Raw genomic sequence first — 17,827 nt, 5'->3', positions numbered from 1 at the left:
AACCCGGAAATGAATTCCGGTAAACGGCCGAGCCTTCACCGCTAAGGACTTTTGCACATCATCCGGCGTGCGGCGCCGGACGCCCTTTCCGGAATGTTCCGGAGAACGGAGAACAGGCCGCCGTGCAGCACATCAAACTTAGGAACCTGGACGTCTCCCGTATCGGCCTGGGAGCCATGGGAATGTCCGACTTCTACACCGGATCCGGTTCGGACGACGCGGAGTCGATTCGCACCATCCACCGCGCCCTCGACCTGGGCGTCACCTTCCTGGACACCGCCGAGATCTACGGCCCGTACCTCAACGAGGAACTGGTCGGTCGCGCCCTGAAGGGACGGCGCGACCGGGTGGTGTTGGCCACGAAGTTCGCACCGCGTCGACCCCGGCACGCCGATCGAGGAGACCGTGGGCGCGCTGGCCGAGCTGATCACCGAGGGCAAGATCGGGCACATCGGTCTGTCCGAGGCCAGGCCCTCAACAATCCGCCGGGCCCACGCCGTCCACCCGATCACCGCGCTCCAGACGGAGTACTCGCTGCGGGAACGGGAGGTCGAGGAGGAGATCCTGCCGCTGGTCCGCGAGCTGGGCATCGGCTTCGTCCCCTACTCCCCGCTCGGGCACGGCTTCCTGACCGGCACCGTCCGCTCCATCGAGGGCCTGGACCCGGGTGACTTCCGCGTCGGCAACCCCAGCTTCACCGGCGAGAACTTCCAGCGCAACCTGGCCATCGCCGACAAGGTCCAGGCGGTGGCCGAGCAGGCGGAGGCGACACCGGCCCAGATAGCGCTGGCCAGGCTGCTGGCCAAGGGTGAAGACATCGCTCCGATCCCCGGCACCAAGCGGGTCTCCCGCGTCGAGGAGAACACCGCCGCCGACGCCCTTGTCCTGACCGCAGACCAGCTCGCCCGGCTCGACAACCTTTCGCAGGCCGTCGGGGACCGCTTCCAGGAGGAGTACGGGCAGCTCATCGAGAAGTGACCGTCCCCCCTCTCACCTCCTGCCGGCCCCGGCAGAGATCAAGGAGATACGCCATGACGCAGGAACCCTCCGCGGCACAGCAGGCCATCGGTGGCACAACCCCCAAACTCGCCGACCTGACCGACCAGGTCCTCTTCGGTGACGTCTGGGAGCGGCCCGGCCTGTCCCCCAGGGACCGCAGCCTGGTCACCGTCACCGCCCTGATCGCCCTGTACCGCAGCGATCAGCTCGGTTTCCACCTCAACCTCGCGATGGACAACGGGCTGACCAAGGAAGAACTGAGCGAGGCCATCACCCACCTGGCCTTCTACGCCGGATGGCCCAACGCCATGGGCGCGGCCGGCCAGCTCAAAGCGATCCTCGCGGACGCCGACTAGCCCACCACACACCCGCACCACCGAGCGGCCCCACCACCGGGGCCGGACAGTACAGAAGGAAGCAGTTTTTCTCATGAGCAAGGTCATCTTCGTCACCGGCGCCGGACGCGGCCTGGGCACCGACATCGCCCGGCAGGCCCTGGACGCCGGCCACCAGGTCGTGGCCACGGCCCGCAACCCCCGGAAGGTCCTCGACGCGCTCGGCGGCGAGCGGGACAATCTGCTGGCCCTGGCCCTGGACATCACCAGCCCGGACGCCGCCCGCCACGCGGTCAAGGCCACCACGGACAAGTTCGGCCGCATCGACGTGCTCATCAACAACGCCGCCACGTTCCAGGCCGGGTACTTCGAGGAGATCACCGACGCCCAGATGCGGGCGCAGATCGAGACGAACCTGTTCGGCCCGATGAACATCACACGCGCCGTCCTGCCCGTCATGCGCACCCGGCGCGCTGGACACGTCGTGACGATCTCCTCGCTGGCCGGTGTGATCGGCCAGGAGTTCTGCGTCGCCTACGCCGCCTCGAAGTTCGGCGCCGAGGGCTGGATGGAATCCCTGCGCTTCGACGTCGAGCCCTACGGCATCAAGACCACGATCGTCGAGCCCGGGTTCTTCCGCACCGAGCTGCTGGTGGACGCCTCCACCAGCTGGGCGGACGATTCGATCGAGGACTATGCCGAGCGCACCGCGGAGACGACGAAGATGTGGCAGTCGATGAACGGCCGGCAGGCCGGCGACCCCGCCAAGCTCGCCGGTGCCCTACTGAAGGTCATCGACCTGGACACCCCGCCGCTGCGGTTCGTCGCCGGTGACGACGCCGTGCCCGCTGTCGAGGCCAAGGGCAAGGAGATCGCCGAGCAGGCCGCCGCCTCCCGCACCCTGGGCACCGGTCTGTCCCACGACGACGCGGCCTGATGCACCCGATGTCCGACGGCTGGAGCAGGCGCAACGTCCTGCACCGCGCAGCCGCTCTGGCCACCGTCCTCCCGCTGTCCACCGCGATCACTCGCGGCACCACCCCCTCTTCCCGCACGACGCAAGGAGAACCCGTCATGGAATTCGTCAAGCCCCAGCCCACTGGCAAAGGACCCGCGGAGTGGTTCAACGGGGACGTCTGGTTCGACGTCATCCAAGCAGGCAAGGAGCCGTCCCGTATCCGCGCCAACATGGTGCGCTTCTCCCCCGGCGCCCGCACCGCCTGGCACCACCACGCCGTCGGCCAGACCCTCCACGTCACCGCCGGCATCGCCCTGATCGGCACCCGCGACGGCATCGTCTACGAGGCCCACTCCGGCGAGACCGTGAGCTGCCCGCCCGGCGAGGAGCACTGGCACGGCGCCACCGAGGAGAACTTCATGCAGCACCTCGCCCTGTGGGACGGCACCGCGCCCGACGACGACCGGCCCGAGACGACCTGGCTGGAGCACGTCACCGACGCGCAGTACCACGCCAAGCGCACCCGCAGCAGCCACTGACCCCCACACACCTCGCCCACAAGGGAGCACCCGCTCATGGCCGAGACGATGACCGCCCTGTTCGGCGGCACCGGACCCGAATGGACCGCCCGCCAGGTCCCCGTACCCCAGCCCGGCCCCGGGCAGATCGTGGTGCGCGCCCGCGCGGTCGCCCTCAACAACGCCGACGCCTCCATGCTCGCCGAGGCCGACCCCACATCGGGCGGCACCGGCAAGGAGTACCAGGCCGGCTACGAGTTCGCCGGTGAGGTCACCGCCGTCGGCGACGGCGTCGACACCCTGGCCGTGGGCGAGCGGGTGATGGGTACCACTCCGGGCAGCTTCGCCCAGTACGTTCTCGCCGACCACCGCCACGTCCTTCCCGTACCCGACGAACTCCGCTGCGAGGAGGCGTGCGCGCTGCCCACGGGGCTGCTCACCGAGCACGGTGCCCTCATGGTCGCAGGGTTCCAGGCCGGCCAGTCGGTGCTGATCACCGGCGCCACTTCCAGTATCGGTCTGATCGGCGTCCAGATCGCCAAGGCGCTCGGCGCCGGACAGGTCATCGCCACCACCCGCACCGCCGCCAAGCGCGACCTGCTCAAGCGGGCCGGGGCCGACACCGTCGTCATCACCGACGAACAGGACCTCACCCAGGCAGTGCTGGACGCCACCGGCGGCGAAGGCGCCGAAGTTGCCCTCGACCACGTCGGCGGCCGGACCTTCGCAGCTTGCCTCCCCGCCACCAAGGTCGACGGCGCTGTGGTCAACATCGGCCGCCTCGACACCCCCGAATCCACCATCGACCTCAATGCCCTCTCCTACCGCCACCTGCGAATCGCCGGAGTCTCCTTCGGCTTCACTCGGCCCGCCGAACTCGGCACCGTCATCGCCACCGCCGGACAACAGCTGCTGGACGCCGTCGCCGACGAACGCGTACGGCCCCTGATCGACTGCGCCCTGTCCTTCGACACCGCCGCCCAGGCCGCCGAACGACTCCGCTCCCACCAGGCTCACGGCAAGATCGTCCTCACCGTTCCCTGACACCAGCGCCACGCAGGCGCGCCACCCAAGTGAGCTACCGCTCCAGAACCCGCAGGCAGCACCTCACTTGCACAGGGTGCCGCGCGCGGGTTCTGCGCTGTTCGAGGACAGGATTCCGCGAACCCGTGCGCTTCCGCCCGCCTCCCGCCGCTTCTGCCCGACTGGGACCAGGCCGCCGACCTCGCAGTCGCCATCCTGCGCACCGAAGCCGGCCGCATCCCGCACGACGAGGACCTCCACAAACTCGTCGGCGAACTGTCCACCCGCAGCGACGACTTCCGCACCCGCTGGGGCGCCCACAACGTCCGCCACCACGGCACCGGCACCAAACGCTTCCACCAACACACCGTCGGCGAGGTCACCCTCGCCTACGAGGGACTGGAGATGGCCGTCGAACCCGGCCTCATCCTCACCATCTCCACCGCCGAACCGGGCTCGGCCTCCGAGGAGGGACTGCGTCGACTCGCCTCCTGGGCCGCCACTCAGGACGCCGGCTACCCCGCTGAGCAGGGAGCCGACTGACCGTTGCCATGTGGACTGCGCGCCGCGCGAGGACGACTGCAAGCGGTAGCGGGCGCCGGGCCCAGCGGCATGTCGGCGTCAGCGCCGCCGTCGCCGGGTGAGATCGGGGACGGCCGTACGGTCGGTCAACTGCGCTTCCGGCTCCTTGTTGGCCTCGTTGAACTGGTGGTTCTCCGGCTCCAGGGCCTGGACGATCCGGGCCATGAGCTGGAGCTGGGCGCGCAGATCGTCGCGTTCGGCCGCGGACGCGTGCCAGGTCCGGCTGCTTGACCGTTCGGGCTCACGTCGCCGGCGTATGAGAAGCGGCTCTCGTAGGCCGGACTCGGTGACCCACCACGACCCACCGCTTTCCCCCGAGGCATACCCAGCCCGTGGTCGCTCCAGAAGGCCACGATGGTCGATGGAACCGTCACCTGGACGTCCGTCAGGAAGTTGTAGTAACCAACCGCCCTGAGGTACTCGGGAAGCAGCCGGACCTCGGCGGGCGGTACTGCCTTCGTCCGGTGGTGCATGGTGCCGATCGCCATCGGATAGCACCCGGTGATCACGGACGACCGGGACGGTGACCATACGAGTGCGGTCGCGAACGCGTTGTCGTAACGCGCCGTCCGACCCCAGCCGGTCGAGGTGCGGTGTGACCGCCAACTCCGCGCCCGGCCGGACCCTCTCATCGCCGGCCGTCCTGGGCGGGGCCTACTGCTGCGCGGCTCCGAGGACTCGGTCGAGCCACTTCTTGCGTGCGGCGACGGCCGTGACCGCGAGGGTGGAGGTCGGTGCCATCTGCTCGAAGCCGTGGTATCCGCCGGGCCACACATGCAGTTCGGCGTTTCCACCGCACGCCCAGATCGTGGAGGCGAAGGCGATGTCTTCGTCGCGGAAGAGGTCGGCACTTCCGACGTCGATGAACGTGGGCGGCAGTCCCGCCAGGTCGTCCGCGCGGCCGGGTGCTTCGTCGATCGAGACGTTGTCCGTGCCCGCCCGGTCGCCGAGCAGACTGCGCCAGCCGAATTCGTTGCTCTTGCGGGTCCAGGGGACGCTGTCGGTGTACTGCCGTGAGGACACGCTGGTCATACGGTCGTCCAGCATCGGACTCAGCAGGACGAGCGCGGCGATCGACGGGCCGCCTTCGTCGCGAAGCCGCAGTGCGGTGGCCGCTGCGAGGCCGCCGCCCGAACTGCCGCCGGCCAGAATCAGGCGTGTGGGATCGACGCCGAGTTCTTCGGCGTGGTCCGCGAACCAGAGGAACCCGGCGTAGGCGTCGTCCATGGGGGCGGGAGCAGGGTGGTCAGGGGCCAGCCGGTACTCCGGCGAGACAACGACAGCCCCGTTGGGCTCCGCGATGTCGAGAGCGTCGCCGGCGCCGAAGCGGTCTCCCAGGATCATGCCTCCACCGTGGATCCAGTAGATCCCCGGCGCCTTGGTCGCGCGTGCCTCCGGCGTGAACACGGACAACGTCATCCGCCTTGCCGGGGTCGCGATGTCGAAGTCCTTGGCCGTGAACTGCCGTCCCAAAAGCAGGGCTTCTTGATCGGCTGGTGCGTAGGCCCGCACTCGCGCCAGCGATTCCGCGTCGAGACCAGTGGGCCGACCACTGAGGTCATTCCCGGGATACGCCAGCCACGGCGCCACGCTCTCGGCGTCGAACGCGGGCCTTGCGATGGCTTCAGTCATGGGGTGCGCTTTCTGGTTCGGCTCCGTCATGTGTGATCGGGCGGACGGCTGAAACCAGCAGGAGGCCACCGTGAGTGGTGGGCACCGCCTTCTCCAACGAGGAGACTCTCCATCCGTCACTAATGCGCGTTAGTAGCTAACAGCAACGGCCGAGCGACGACAAGAGCTGGGGCGTACACCGATGGCTCCGACAGACGCCCCGGATCAGCCGTTCGAAGTCAGGGAGGACAGCAGGGCGGACCGAATACCGTCGAGCACGTCGAAGACCTCGACGGAGGCCCGGAGCGGGTGCCACGCGTGTTCCGTGTCGCCACGGAGGATCGCCTCCGTCACGGCACGGAGCATGGGCACGTAGCCGTTGCCTTCGCGGTCGAATCGCGAGATCTCGGGGGACGAGAAGAGTTCGCCGGTGAACGCGCCGTCCAGGGCGTGGGTCGCGAACTGAGTGGCTCTCATGAACGGTGCGGGGATCGTCATCCATCCGGCGGTACCGCTCACCGAGGCGGTCGGCTCGATGAACTGCACCATGGATGCGGCCAGATGCGCGACCTGGCCACCGTCGTACCGCAGCGTCACGTACTCCGTCAGGTCGACGCCGTCCGAGCGGACCTGGCCGTCGGCGGTGATCCCGCTGGGCTTGCCGAGCAGTTCGAGTGCCAGGGTGACGGGGTAGATCCCCTGGTCGAGCAGGGTGCTGCTGGCCCGTTCGGCCGACCACCGGGTCGAGTCCGCCACCCCGAACGGCAGCCCGAAGTAGCCGCGCACCGTACGGATGTCGCCGATACGGCCGGACCTCGCCTGGTTGACGAAGGCCCGGAAGCTCGGGTTGAACTTCATCCACATTGCTTCCATCGCGAACACACCGCGCCGGCGTGCCGCCGCAGCGATCTCCCGTGCCTCGGCCGCGTCCACCCCGAGCGGCTTCTCGACCAGGACGTGCTTGCCGGCCGTGATGGCCCGCAGCGCCATCGGGGCGTGCAGGGCGTGCGGTGTCGCAAGGTAGACCGCGTCGACCTCGGGGTCGGCCACAAGGGCGTCGAGGTCGTCGAAGGCCCGCGCGAAGCCGAACTCGTCGGCGAAAGCGCGAGCCCGGTCGAGGGAACGGGACAGTACGGCCGCTCGCCGCGCTTCTGGAACGGCCGCGAGGTCCGCGGCTATCTGCCGGGACACGTCGCCGGTTCCGACGATCGCCCAGCGAATCTCACTGGACGAGCGGGATTCTGGCATTCTTCGTTCCTCCGATGGTGGCAGTGCGGATGTCAGGATGTGCCGTCCGGGGCCAGGGAGCGGATCGGCCGGCTGCCGTCCCAGTCGGCCGAGGCGGTGCGCAGCATCTCCGCGAAGCCGTCCGTGCCGGCCGAGCGCTCCATGATCTCGACGACATGCGCCGGGCCGTTGGGCGCTTCGAGGTACGCGTACCGGATCTGGCTCTTCGCGTCGTCGCTGGACCACACGACGGGCCAGCCGGTGGCCCGGACGGCGGTCTCGACCGAAGTGTCGAGGTCGTCGACCCACCATGCGAGCTGCTGGTATCCCTCCCGCCCGGACGCCAGGAACTCCGTGTAGATACTGGGTGTCTCGTCTTCCTGCTGGATCAGCTCGAGCTGCACATCACCGGAGTTGCTCAGGGCGAGGGACACGGTGGCCGTGCAGGGCTGACCACGGTAGAGCGCGTGCAGGGCCAACCCGCGCATCACGTGCCAGGGGCCGACCCCCAGCGACAGCCAGCTGCCCATCGCCTCTTCGAGATCGCGGACGACATAGCCGATCTGACTGATGGCTCCAGGCAGCGCAGCTGACTCAGAGGACTGGTGCATCGGCTCACTCCCATCGTTACCGAGTACCTATTAGGTAAGAGGTAAGCTGCAAATTACAACACCGGATGTGCGCCGACAAGAGATGTCTTGATACGAAGGCCCCTGTGAACATGGCTGAGGAAGTCCCGGCTTACCGGCGTGACCGACCCCGTCTGCCTGCCGCCCAGCGGCGGCGGCAGATCGTGGAGGTGACCACACGGCTCATCGCCGAGCGGGGCTTCTGGGGTCTGTCGATGCAGGATGTCGCCGACGGCTGCGGGCTGACCGTCCAGGGGCTGCTGCACCATGTCGGCTCGAAGGACGGGCTGCTCGTGTCCGTCCTGGAGCACGCCGAGACCGAGGACGCACTGCGACTGGCCGCGCAACTCGGCACGGATGACGACGACTTGACGGACAGCACCGAGCCGAGGACGGTCGACCTGCCACAGGTGTGCGCCGCGATCGTACGGCGGAACACGGCCCAGCCGGAGATCGTGCGGCTGCACGCCGTACTCGCGGCGGAATCACTGGAGCCACGCCACCCCGCACACGCGTACTTCCTCGCCCGGCATCAGCGTGCGGTCTCCGGTCTCGCCGAGCTGGCCGAGGCCGTCACCGACCGGCCGCAGTCGCTGGCCCGGCAGATCCTGGCGACGATGGACGGCCTGGAACTGCAGTGGCTGCGCGACCCGGACGGCGCCGACCTGGTCCGGGAATGGGAGGCCGCGTCCAGGGTGCTCTTCGGCCAGGATCGCTGACGCCACCGAAAGACTTCGCGCACACCCCTCGCAATGCGCTGCTGGGCAGTGATAGTCACTAGCACGAGCTAGTGACCGGTCGGCAGAGGAGCTTGGCAATGGACCCGATGGCGCGGGCGGAAACACTTCTGGCCCGGATGACCCTGGAGGAGAAGGCGTTCCAGCTGACCTCCGTCATGGGGCCCAGCCTGTCCGCCGGACCCGACGGCCCTGATCCGGAGCGGCTGGCGGCGCGGATGGGCCACGGGATCGGCCAGGTCTCCGGTCTCGCCGGCTTCGGCGCCAAACCGCCCGCCGACGTGGCCCGCACGGTCAACGGGATCCAGCGCTTCCTGGTGGAGAAGACCCGCCTCGGGATTCCCGCGATCTTCCACAACGAGGCTCTCAACGGCGTCATGGCGCCGGGGTTCACCGTCTTCCCGACGGGAATCGCGCTCGCCGCGACCTGGGACCCCGAGTCGGTCGGGCGGATGGCAGCCCTGGTCGGCCGTCAGATGCGGGCGATCGGCATGCGCCAGGCCCTGTCCCCGGTCCTGGACGTGGCCCGGGACGCCCGGTGGGGCCGTGTCCACGAGACGTACGGCGAGGACCCGTACCTCGTCTCCGCGCTGGGGGTCGCCTTCGTCCGCGGCCTCCAGGGCGAGGACGTCCTCGCCACCGCCAAGCACTTCCTCGGCTACGCCGTGACCGAGGGCGGCCAGAACATGGCCGCGACCGCCGTCGGCGCACGAGAGTTGTACGAGGTCCACGCCCGCCCCTTCGAGGCCGCGATCCAACTCGCCGGGCTGGCCTCGGTGATGAACTCCTACTCCGAGTACGACGGCGTACCCATCGGCGCCTCCCACGCGATCCTCACCGAACTCCTGCGCGAGCGCATGGGGTTCACCGGCACCGTCGTCGCCGACTACATGACCATCGAGTGGCTCGCCTCACGGCAGCGGATCGCCGCCGACAGCCAGGAGGCCGGCGTCCTGGCCCTGGCTGCCGGGCTGGATGTCGAACTGCCCGACGCCGCCGGTTACGGTGCCCCGCTCGCCGAGGCCGTCAGGGCGGGCCGCATCGGCGAGGACGTACTCGACCGGTCCGTACGCCGCGTGCTGCGCGACAAGTTCGCCCTCGGCCTCTTCGAGCACCCGTACGTCGACGAGGACCCGATCGCCATCCGGCGCACCGCCGCCGAAGGCACCCGTCTGGCACGGGAGTTGGCCCGCAAGTCGGTGACCCTCCTGAAGAACGAGGATGCTGTCCTCCCCCTGGCACCCGGCATCCGCAGGGTCGCGGTCGTCGGCCCGCTCGCCGACGACGTCTCGGCCGCCTTCCCCACCTACACCTATCCGGCGATGCGGAAGATGCTCATGCGCTCGGCCGCCGGCTCGGCGATGCCGGGCACCGAGTCGGTGTCGGAGGGCTCGGCCTCGTCGCTGGCCGCCGAGATGGCCGTCGCGGCGGCTTCGAGCGGCGACGGGTGGATCCGCGCCGAGTACGACGCGCTCTCGCTCGCCGAGGCCGTACGGCTGACCCTGCCCGACGCCGAGGTCACCAGCGTGGCCGAGTCCGAGGACACCGGCGCCGCGGTGGCCGCCGCCCGCGAGGCCGATGTGGTGATCCTGGCCCTCGGCGGACATGCGGGCTGGCTCCCCGACGGCACCGAGGGCGAGGGCCACGACACCGCCGACATCGAACTGCCCGCCGTACAGGTGCGGTTGGTCAAGGCGGTCACCGCGACCGGGACCCCCGCCGTCGGCATCGTACAGACCGGGCGGCCGTTCACGATCAGCTCAGTCGTGGACGAACTGGCCGCCGTCGTCTGGGCGTTCTACGGCGGGCAGGAGGGCACCCGGGCCATCGCCGACATCCTGGCCGGCACCGCCGAGCCGGGCGGCAGACTGCCGTACAGCATCCCGCGCCATGTGGGCCAGATCCCCGTCCACCACGGCCAGAAGACCGGCAGCGGTTACCGCCGCACCGACCAGGACATGCACCGCGGTTACCTCGACCTGCCCGCCACACCGTTGTTCGCGTTCGGGCACGGACTGGGCTATACGACGTTCCGCTACGGCGAGCTGTCCCTCGACGCCTCCGAGGTTCCCGTCGACGGGTCGGTCACCGTGACCGTGCCGGTCACCAACACCGGCGACCGGGCGGGCGACGAGGTCGTCCAGCTGTACTTCCACGACACCGCCACCGGCCTCACCCGCCCCGCACAGGAACTCGTCGGGTTCCAGCGGGTCCACCTCTCCCCCGGCGCCACCGCCACCGTCGAGTTCACCGTCCGGATGAGCCAGCTCGGCTACGTCGGCCTCGACGGCACGTTCGTCCTGGAGCCCGGCCCGGTCGAGGTGTCCGTCGGCGCCGCCTCCGACGACATCCGCGCGACGGGCCGCTTCGAGATCACCGGCGACACCATCGCTCTGGCCGGCCGACGCTCCTACCTCTCCGAGGCCGTGACGCATCACGCATGACCCCCACATGCGCCCTCCACTCGAAAGGCACCACCGTGAAAGAGCAGATGTCGGTCATCTCGCTGCTCGCGCTCTTCTTCGTGTTCATGGCCGCGATCGCCGCGGCCATCGTCTCCGGAGAGGTCTTCGAAGGCACGCAGAAGCAGGTGGTCACCGTCGCCGGGATGGTCGTCTCGTTCGTGACGAGTACCATCCTCATGAGGCAGCAGCGGGTGCGGGACTTCCTCGGCTCCAGGCCGGTGCTCTGGTTCCTGTTCCTGTTCAACGCCGGTGCCGCCGTGGGCCTCTACTTCGCCCTCGACGGGACGAAGGGCATCGCGGCGGCGGCTGCCATGGGCCTGGTCTCGGTGGGCGCGGGCACCGGACTGCTCCGCAGCCCCAAGAAGAAGGCGGCCCATGCCTGAGCACGTCTCTGTGCCCGCCTCTGTGCCCGGGGGACCGCGATGCCCGTTTCGGGTCCACCGTCGATCGCCCTCCTGGACAGCACGTGCAAGTAGCATGTGCGACGAAACCACGGGGCGCGGCGAACGGCTCGTGAGCGAGAAGAGGGGCTCCGTGGGCACGACGGGACGCAAGCGGGTCACGGCGGCAGACGTGGCCGTGACACTGGGGCTCTCCCGGGCGACCGTAGGGTTCGTCCTGAACGACACGCCGGGGCAGACGATCCCCGAGGGCACGCGTCGGCGGGTGCTCGCCGAGGCGGCGCGCATGGGCTACCGCCCACACCGGGCGGCCCAGACCCTGCGGCGCGGCAGCAGCAAGGTGATCCTGTTCGTCCTGCCGGACTGGGCAACCGGCCTCACCCTGCAACAGCACCTGGACGAGGCCACGTTCGCACTGGACGAGGCAGGCTATTCCCTGGTCACCTGCACCCGGTACGCCGCGGGCGGAGCGCGCCCCCTGTGGGAGCTGCTCATCCCGGACGTCGTCCTCGGATTCACCCCCTTCGACACTGACGAGCTGGCCTCGATGCACGCCTGCGGCATCACCAGGATCGTCCCCGGCCCCGAGCAGTCGGTGACCCTGGACGACTGGCCCGCGCTCACCGCCGGAACCGCACTTCAAGTCCGTCACCTAGGTGAACTGGGCCATCGCCGGATCGCCTTCGCCACTCCGACCGCGCCCCACACATCCCTGCTCGACCATCGCGTACACGTGGCGCAGCGGGCCGCCGCCCAACTCGGGCTCGGTCCGCTCGACGTCCGGCAGGTGGACCACCGCGACGGCTCCGCACCCGAGGCTGTGCGGCGTTGGCGTGCCGAAGGTGTCACCGGTGTCGCCGGGTACAACGACGACAGCGCGGCGGCCGTGGTGGGCGCGGCGGTCCGGGCGGGGGTGTCCGTCCCGGACGAACTCGCGGTGATCGGCCACGACGACACCCCCATGGCCGCGATGTTCGTCCCGTCGCTCTCCAGCGTCGGGATAGACATCGCCGGCCTCGGCCGCCACTTCGCCGCCTACGCTCTCCACGAGGCAGACGGCCGTCCGCTCCCTCCGCGGGACACCGCGGCCGACGTCGCGGTGATTGCCCGTGAGTCGACGGCCCGGTCGAAGTAGCCGTAGTCAGAGAACGGCCATCCCGCCCAACTCCCCCAGCCTGCCTGTTCGTTGACCCTTCATTCGCACGTCACTCACAGAAGCTTGAGTCACTCAATCAACCAAGTGAGAGTAGCTCAGGCATGCGAAGCAACCGCTTGCCCTCACCCCCCGCGGTCCTTCAGGAGGACTCTGTGCAGAGAAGTGCGCGCATACGCAGGGCCTCGCTCATCCTCGGAAGCTCGGTCGCGCTGGTCATCGCGCTCCCGAGCAGCGCCCTGGCCGCCCCGCCGACCGCCCTGCCCGCGAACGCGGACGCGCTGGAGCAGAAGTGGCAGCCGGCGTACGACTACGACACCAACGGCTGCTACCCCACGCCGGCCATCGGACCCAACGGCGACATCAACGGCGGCCTCAAGCCGTCCGGTTCGGTCAGCGGCGAGTGCCACGACACCTCGGACCTCGACAACACCAACGGCTACTCGCGCGAGAAGTGCAACAACGGCTGGTGTGTGATCCTCTACGGTCTCTACTTCGAGAAGGACCAGGCGACGGTCGGCGGCCACCGGCACGACTGGGAGCACGTCGCGGTCTGGGTGCAGAACGACCAGGCCAAGTACGTCTCCACGTCCAGCCACGGCGAATTCAACGTCCACGCCGCCAGTGACGTCCGCTGGGACGGCAACCACCCCAAGATCGTGTACCGGAAGGACGGTCTGAGCACGCACGACTTCCGTCTCGCCGACGCGAACGACGAGCCGCCGGAGAACGGCTACGGCACCTGGCGCTACCCAGCCCTGGTCGGCTGGAACGGCTACCCGGCGGGTCTGCGCGACAAGCTGAGCGCGTACGACTTCGGCAGCGCCAACTTCGGCCTCAAGGACGCCAACTTCGCGGCCCACCTCACCAAGGCCATGCCGGCCGGCATCACCTTCGACCCCAACGCCTGAGCGAGCTCAGGCCATGCGCTTTGCCTACCACGAGTCGGCATACGCATCTCTCCCACAGACAGCGCTCTGTCCCGCCGGATGACTCCGGCGGGACACGAAACGAATGCACCGACAGCGTCCTTGATCGGCGGCACAGCGAGAAGGGGCGCGAGCCGACGCACTGGCACCCTGCTTCAGGGCTACCAGGGTGAGCGGTGACCCCCACCTAGCCCCTGACTTTCAAGCCAGGGCGGCGGCCTCGCGCTTGTACAACCAACGGCAGGCGTCCAGGCAGGGGCCGGGTGCGTTACCGAGGAAGCGGTCACGGTCGCCCTCCTGAGAACCACTTGCCCCCGTACCCGACGTGCGCCGGACCGCCCCATTGAATAGCGGGCCTGCAGACCCATCGCCGTCTACGGCGTCTACGGCATGGACTTCAACCACAGGCCCGAACTGCGCCGGCACCTCGGCCACCTCATGATCGTGCTCGCCACCTTCGGAGCCGCGTACGACAGCGCCTGCGACGGCATCCGGCACGCACCTGCCGTCGACGGGACGGCATGATCCGGCCACGCCGACCGTACCCCTTCACACAATCCGTCCCGTTGAGCGGACTCCGCGCACTCACCGGGGCGTGACCGGCATCACCATGGGGCCACCCAGCCACCGGCAACGTGGTCGGACGGCAAACCGGAACGGTCATCGACGTTCCCGCCCACTGCCCTCCAACCAGCTGTGTGCCCTTCACGGAAGGGAGGTGCGTGATCTTCACCGCCGCGAAACGTATCGTCCGCAGCCTGGTCGTCGTGCTCCTCGTCACGATGGGGTCGGTCGCGCTGCTCAGTCTCGCGCCCAGTTCGGCCGCGTCCGTCATCCTCGGGGAGAACGCCACGCCCCAGGCCGTCGCCGAACTCAACGCCGAACTCGGCCTCGACAAGCCCCTGTGGGAGCAGTACTGGCACTGGCTCGCGGGGGCGGTGACCGGCGATCTCGGCACGTCGCCGGTGACCAATGAATCGGTCCTGCATGCCGTCCTGGACCGACTGCCGGTGACGCTGGAACTCGCGGCACTGGCTCTCACCATCTCACTGGTCGTCGCCGTACTCCTGGCCGTGGCCTCCGCCGCTCAGCAGGACACTCCGCTGGACCGTGCGACGACCGCACTCTCATCGGTGCTGTTGTCCGTCCCCGCGTTCATCGCGGGGCCGCTGCTCATCTACTTCTTCGCGTTGCAGCTCGGCTGGTTCCCTGTCAGCGGTTGGGCGAGCGTCGACGCCGACGGGCTCGGCGCGAACCTACGGGGTGCTCTGTTGCCCGCGGTGGCGATCGCCCTGACCGAGATCGCGACCTTTCACCGGACGCTGCGCGCCGACCTGATCTCCACCATGCGTGAGGACTTCATCGGGGCGGCGCGCGCGAAAGGGATGAGCCGGGGCTACGTGATGTTCCGTCATGCCCTGCGGCCGTCGTCGTTCTCGCTGATCACGCTTGCCGGGATCAACCTCGGCCGGCTGATCGGTGGAACCGTCGTGGTCGAGACCCTGTTCTCGCTCCCCGGCCTCGGACAGCTCATCGTCTCTTCGATCGTGTCCCGGGACCTCATCGCCGTCCAGGGAATCGTGGTCTTCGTCGTCGTGATCTACGTGGTCATCAACACGCTGGTCGACCTGAGTTACAGCTGGCTGGACCCGCGAGTCAGAAGGGCGGCTGCCGCATGACAGGAGCCGAGCACACCATCGAGAAACCGGTCGGCTCGACAGTGGAGAGGACACCGACGGAGCCGGTGACTCCCCCGGTGCGTCAGCCCAGGGGGATCCTCGCCGTCCTCGCCTACCTCTGGCTCGGGGCGGTGATCCTCGCCGCTGTGTTCGCGGATGTACTGCCGCTCGCTCCCTACGACAGACCAATCGGCGCGCCGCGGCTTGCACCCCAACTCGGGTCGCTGGACCTATTGTTGGGCACCGACCGGTTGGGCCGTTCCATGCTGTCGCGATGCGTGTACGGAGCGCGGGTGTCCCTTCTGGTGGGCGCGGCGGCGGGGACGATCGGTTCCATGGCGGGCGGGGCGCTCGGCATGGTCGCCGGTTATCTGCGGGGCCGAACCGACTCGTTGATCCGGCTCGTGACCGACGCGATGCTGGCCTTCCCTCCGTTGATCCTGCTGCTCGCGCTCGCCTCGGTCCTCACCCCGAGTCTCCGGACGATCCTCGTCGGCCTCACGCTGTTGGTCATCCCGGCGTTCATCCGGCTGGCCCGGGCGAACACGCTCGCCTGGGCCTCACGGGACTTCGTCACCGCCGCCCGTACGTTGGGTGCCACTGATCGACGGATCCTGACGCGGGAGATCCTGCCCAACCTGATTCCCTCGCTCGGCGCCTTTCTGCCGGTGGTGATGGCCGCGTTGATCGTCGCCGAGGGGTCGTTGAGCTTCCTCGGCATGGGCATTCCGCCGCCCACTCCGAGCTGGGGCGGAATGATCTCCGACGGCAAGGATTCCCTGAGCGACTTCCCGCACATCGTCTTCGTTCCCGCCGCCTTCATCTTCCTGACCGTGTTCTCCCTGAACCAGGCCGGAGATCACCTGCGGCACCGGTTCGACCGAGGCCTGCGCGACTGATGCCTGCCGGTACACGAGCCAGTACGTCATCACACTCCGATCAGCATGCCGATCCACCACATTGAGAGGTCCATGATGATCTGCAAAAGGCGCTTCCTGGCGACCGGGGCCGCCATCGCCGCAGCGCTCCTGCTCAGCTCCTGCGGGGGCGGCGGCGGGGCCACCGGGAAGGCCGCGGGGGCATCGGGCAAACCGAAGGCCGGCGGCTCCGCGACGGTGCTCACGCCCAGCGAGCTGCGGACGCTCGATCCGGCGAAGACCGGCAACAACTACGCCAGCGGCGCGATCGTGGGCAACGCCCTGTACGGGACACTGCTCGTCGACGACCCCAAGTCCGGCGAGATTCGTTCCTCGATGGCGAAGTCGTTCCAGTCGGCGGACGGCGGCAAGACATTCGACCTGAAGTTGAACGACGGGCTGATGTTCACCGACGGCACCCCGCTGGACGCCGAGGCCGTCAAGTACAACTGGGATCGCATGCGGGACCCGGCGACCGCTTCGCCGTACAGGTCCGATGCCGCGATGGTGGCATCCACCAAGGCCATCGACGCCACCACGTTGCGCGTCACCCTGACGCAGCCGGTGTCGCAGTTCGCCCAGTCCGTGGTGACGACGTCGATGAACTGGATCGCCTCGCCGACCGCGCTGAAGAAGGGGCCGAAGGCATTCGACGCGAAGCCGGTCGGGGCCGGGCCCTACACGCTGCAGCAGTGGCGCCGCCAGGATGCGATGCAGTTGGAGAAGAACCCGAAGTACTGGGACTCCCCCAAGCCGTACCTCGACCGTCTGACGCTACGGGTCACCCAAGATGCGACGCAGCGAGTCAACACCGTGCGCAGCGGCGGCGCCGATCTCGCCATCGAGTCGAGCTGGAAGAACTTCGAGAGTGCCGAGGACGCCGGTCTGCCGACGACCGTTCTGCCGCTCAGCGGCGGCACCTACATCGCTCTGAACATGCGTCGAGCACCATTCGACGACCTCCGTACGCGTGCCGCACTGGCGGCGGCACTGGACTTCAAGTCCGTCAACGACGCCGTGTTCGACGGCGCCGGCGAAACCGTGGACTCCCTCTTCGACAAGTCCTCGCCCTTCTACGCCGACATCCCCGTGAGCCGACCGGACCGGTCCGCCGCCCAGAAGCTCTTCGACGAGATAGCTGCGGACGGGAAGCCCGTCTCCTTCACGTTCACCACGACGTCGTCGCCGGAGAACCGGGCCCAGGCGGAGGCGGTCCAGGCCCAGCTCAGCGAGTTCAAGAACGTCACGGTCAAGATCCGGGTCATCGATTTCGCGGAGTACGTGACCCTCCAGACAACTCAGGACTTCGACGCTGCCCTGAGCTCTGCCGCCTTCCGTGACCCGGAGCCGCGACTGTGGACCGCGTTCCACGGTGACGAGCCGACCAACATGAGCGGCGTGAACGACAAGAAGCTCGACGCTGCGTTGCTCGCCGGACGGAGTGCGACAAGCGAGGCGGACCGCAAGGTCGCCTATGAGCGGGTCCAGCGTCGTCTGCTGGAACTGCACCCTCTGCTTTGGGTCAGCCGCACCGCCGGCGGCGCGATCTCGACGAAGGGCGTCGGAGGGATGACGCAGTACGGCTTCGGATCGCTGCGCCCCGAGGAGCTGTGGATTCAGCGGTGAGCAATCCCCTACCCCGCTCCGCGGGCCCCAGTGGATGA

General features: G+C 68.8%; 17 protein-coding genes and 2 pseudogenes. 15 read left to right on the top strand and 4 right to left on the bottom strand.

Annotation, left to right across the window (positions count from 1 at the left end):
- Positions 1–176 precede the first annotated feature (176 nt).
- The 6 genes and pseudogenes from ACFWXQ_RS24690 to ACFWXQ_RS24665 all read left to right on the top strand — a co-directional run.
- Positions 177–978: pseudogene (locus ACFWXQ_RS24690) on the top strand (aldo/keto reductase).
- A 53-nt stretch (positions 979–1,031) separates the two neighbouring features.
- Positions 1,032–1,355, top strand: a complete 324-nt coding sequence (locus tag ACFWXQ_RS24685; RefSeq protein ID WP_383946147.1) for a carboxymuconolactone decarboxylase family protein — start codon at positions 1,032–1,034, stop codon at positions 1,353–1,355.
- 73 nt (positions 1,356–1,428) lie between these two features.
- A complete protein-coding gene (locus ACFWXQ_RS24680; RefSeq protein ID WP_383946149.1) occupies positions 1,429–2,271 on the top strand; it encodes an SDR family oxidoreductase in 843 nt (280 codons plus the stop codon).
- Positions 2,272–2,408: 137 nt separating this feature from the next.
- Positions 2,409–2,831, top strand: coding sequence for a cupin domain-containing protein (locus tag ACFWXQ_RS24675; RefSeq protein ID WP_383946151.1), 423 nt, complete (start codon positions 2,409–2,411; stop codon positions 2,829–2,831).
- 36 nt (positions 2,832–2,867) lie between these two features.
- A complete protein-coding gene (locus ACFWXQ_RS24670; RefSeq protein WP_383946154.1) occupies positions 2,868–3,854 on the top strand; it encodes a zinc-binding alcohol dehydrogenase family protein in 987 nt (328 codons plus the stop codon).
- A gap of 127 nt (positions 3,855–3,981) precedes the next feature.
- Positions 3,982–4,376 (top strand): annotated as a pseudogene (locus ACFWXQ_RS24665) (transcriptional regulator); the annotation flags it as partial.
- Between the two features lie 78 nt (positions 4,377–4,454).
- On the opposite strand, the gene ACFWXQ_RS24660 reads toward ACFWXQ_RS24665, so the two are convergent.
- The 4 genes from ACFWXQ_RS24660 to ACFWXQ_RS24645 all read right to left on the bottom strand — a co-directional run bounded on the left by ACFWXQ_RS24660 (position 4,455) and on the right by ACFWXQ_RS24645 (position 7,864).
- Positions 4,455–4,580 (bottom strand): hypothetical protein, encoded by a 126-nt coding sequence (locus tag ACFWXQ_RS24660; protein WP_383946157.1) that lies wholly within the window; start codon positions 4,578–4,580, stop codon positions 4,455–4,457.
- Between the two features lie 489 nt (positions 4,581–5,069).
- Positions 5,070–6,047: an alpha/beta hydrolase gene (locus ACFWXQ_RS24655; RefSeq protein WP_383946160.1), complete on the bottom strand. Its 978-nt coding sequence runs from the start codon at positions 6,045–6,047 to the stop codon at positions 5,070–5,072.
- A gap of 204 nt (positions 6,048–6,251) precedes the next feature.
- Positions 6,252–7,274 (bottom strand): Gfo/Idh/MocA family protein, encoded by a 1,023-nt coding sequence (locus tag ACFWXQ_RS24650; RefSeq protein ID WP_383946163.1) that lies wholly within the window; start codon positions 7,272–7,274, stop codon positions 6,252–6,254.
- A 32-nt stretch (positions 7,275–7,306) separates the two neighbouring features.
- Positions 7,307–7,864, bottom strand: a complete 558-nt coding sequence (locus tag ACFWXQ_RS24645; RefSeq protein WP_383946166.1) for a VOC family protein — start codon at positions 7,862–7,864, stop codon at positions 7,307–7,309.
- A 110-nt stretch (positions 7,865–7,974) separates the two neighbouring features.
- Between ACFWXQ_RS24645 and ACFWXQ_RS24640 the strand changes: the two genes are divergently transcribed.
- The 9 genes from ACFWXQ_RS24640 to ACFWXQ_RS24600 all read left to right on the top strand — a co-directional run bounded on the left by ACFWXQ_RS24640 (position 7,975) and on the right by ACFWXQ_RS24600 (position 17,789).
- Positions 7,975–8,601 (top strand): TetR/AcrR family transcriptional regulator, encoded by a 627-nt coding sequence (locus ACFWXQ_RS24640; protein ID WP_383946169.1) that lies wholly within the window; start codon positions 7,975–7,977, stop codon positions 8,599–8,601.
- Positions 8,602–8,699: 98 nt separating this feature from the next.
- Positions 8,700–11,063, top strand: a complete 2,364-nt coding sequence (locus ACFWXQ_RS24635; RefSeq protein WP_383946171.1) for a beta-glucosidase — start codon at positions 8,700–8,702, stop codon at positions 11,061–11,063.
- A 35-nt stretch (positions 11,064–11,098) separates the two neighbouring features.
- Positions 11,099–11,467 (top strand): hypothetical protein, encoded by a 369-nt coding sequence (locus ACFWXQ_RS24630; RefSeq protein WP_383946175.1) that lies wholly within the window; start codon positions 11,099–11,101, stop codon positions 11,465–11,467.
- A gap of 151 nt (positions 11,468–11,618) precedes the next feature.
- Positions 11,619–12,620 carry a LacI family DNA-binding transcriptional regulator gene (locus ACFWXQ_RS24625; protein WP_383946178.1) on the top strand — a complete coding sequence of 334 codons (1,002 nt, stop codon included), beginning with the start codon at positions 11,619–11,621 and terminating at the stop codon, positions 12,618–12,620.
- Positions 12,621–12,742: 122 nt separating this feature from the next.
- Positions 12,743–13,549, top strand: a complete 807-nt coding sequence (locus ACFWXQ_RS24620) for an NPP1 family protein (protein ID WP_383946181.1) — start codon at positions 12,743–12,745, stop codon at positions 13,547–13,549.
- 408 nt (positions 13,550–13,957) lie between these two features.
- A complete protein-coding gene (locus ACFWXQ_RS24615; protein ID WP_383946183.1) occupies positions 13,958–14,092 on the top strand; it encodes a hypothetical protein in 135 nt (44 codons plus the stop codon).
- A gap of 197 nt (positions 14,093–14,289) precedes the next feature.
- Positions 14,290–15,246, top strand: coding sequence for an ABC transporter permease (locus tag ACFWXQ_RS24610; protein WP_383946186.1), 957 nt, complete (start codon positions 14,290–14,292; stop codon positions 15,244–15,246).
- Positions 15,243–16,145: an ABC transporter permease gene (locus tag ACFWXQ_RS24605; RefSeq protein WP_383946189.1), complete on the top strand. Its 903-nt coding sequence runs from the start codon at positions 15,243–15,245 to the stop codon at positions 16,143–16,145. The genes ACFWXQ_RS24610 and ACFWXQ_RS24605 overlap by 4 nt, the downstream gene beginning before the upstream one ends.
- 72 nt (positions 16,146–16,217) lie before the next feature.
- A complete protein-coding gene (locus tag ACFWXQ_RS24600) occupies positions 16,218–17,789 on the top strand; it encodes an ABC transporter substrate-binding protein (protein ID WP_383946191.1) in 1,572 nt (523 codons plus the stop codon).
- Positions 17,790–17,827: the final 38 nt, after the last annotated feature.

The organism is Streptomyces sp. NPDC058697, assembly GCF_042715345.1.
GTDB lineage: Bacteria > Actinomycetota > Actinomycetes > Streptomycetales > Streptomycetaceae > Streptomyces > Streptomyces liliifuscus.
Note: the sequence above shows the minus strand (reverse complement) of the source record. Positions and strands in the feature narration are given on the sequence as shown.

Bases quoted from the DNA above. Each gene is read 5' to 3' on its own strand.
- ACFWXQ_RS24670 (WP_383946154.1), top strand. From the start codon at position 2,868: ATGGCCGAGACGATGACCGCCCTGTTCGGCGGCACCGGACCCGAATGG.
- ACFWXQ_RS24640 (WP_383946169.1), top strand. From the start codon at position 7,975: ATGGCTGAGGAAGTCCCGGCTTACCGGCGTGACCGACCCCGTCTGCCT.
- ACFWXQ_RS24680 (WP_383946149.1), top strand. From the start codon at position 1,429: ATGAGCAAGGTCATCTTCGTCACCGGCGCCGGACGCGGCCTGGGCACC.
- ACFWXQ_RS24620 (WP_383946181.1), top strand. From the start codon at position 12,743: ATGCGAAGCAACCGCTTGCCCTCACCCCCCGCGGTCCTTCAGGAGGAC.
- ACFWXQ_RS24605 (WP_383946189.1), top strand. From the start codon at position 15,243: ATGACAGGAGCCGAGCACACCATCGAGAAACCGGTCGGCTCGACAGTG.
- ACFWXQ_RS24655 (WP_383946160.1), bottom strand. From the start codon at position 6,047: ATGACTGAAGCCATCGCAAGGCCCGCGTTCGACGCCGAGAGCGTGGCG.
- ACFWXQ_RS24685 (WP_383946147.1), top strand. From the start codon at position 1,032: ATGACGCAGGAACCCTCCGCGGCACAGCAGGCCATCGGTGGCACAACC.
- ACFWXQ_RS24660 (WP_383946157.1), bottom strand. From the start codon at position 4,580: ATGGCCCGGATCGTCCAGGCCCTGGAGCCGGAGAACCACCAGTTCAAC.
- ACFWXQ_RS24645 (WP_383946166.1), bottom strand. From the start codon at position 7,864: ATGCACCAGTCCTCTGAGTCAGCTGCGCTGCCTGGAGCCATCAGTCAG.
- ACFWXQ_RS24650 (WP_383946163.1), bottom strand. From the start codon at position 7,274: ATGCCAGAATCCCGCTCGTCCAGTGAGATTCGCTGGGCGATCGTCGGA.
- ACFWXQ_RS24635 (WP_383946171.1), top strand. From the start codon at position 8,700: ATGGACCCGATGGCGCGGGCGGAAACACTTCTGGCCCGGATGACCCTG.
- ACFWXQ_RS24615 (WP_383946183.1), top strand. From the start codon at position 13,958: ATGGACTTCAACCACAGGCCCGAACTGCGCCGGCACCTCGGCCACCTC.
- ACFWXQ_RS24600 (WP_383946191.1), top strand. From the start codon at position 16,218: ATGATGATCTGCAAAAGGCGCTTCCTGGCGACCGGGGCCGCCATCGCC.
- ACFWXQ_RS24675 (WP_383946151.1), top strand. From the start codon at position 2,409: ATGGAATTCGTCAAGCCCCAGCCCACTGGCAAAGGACCCGCGGAGTGG.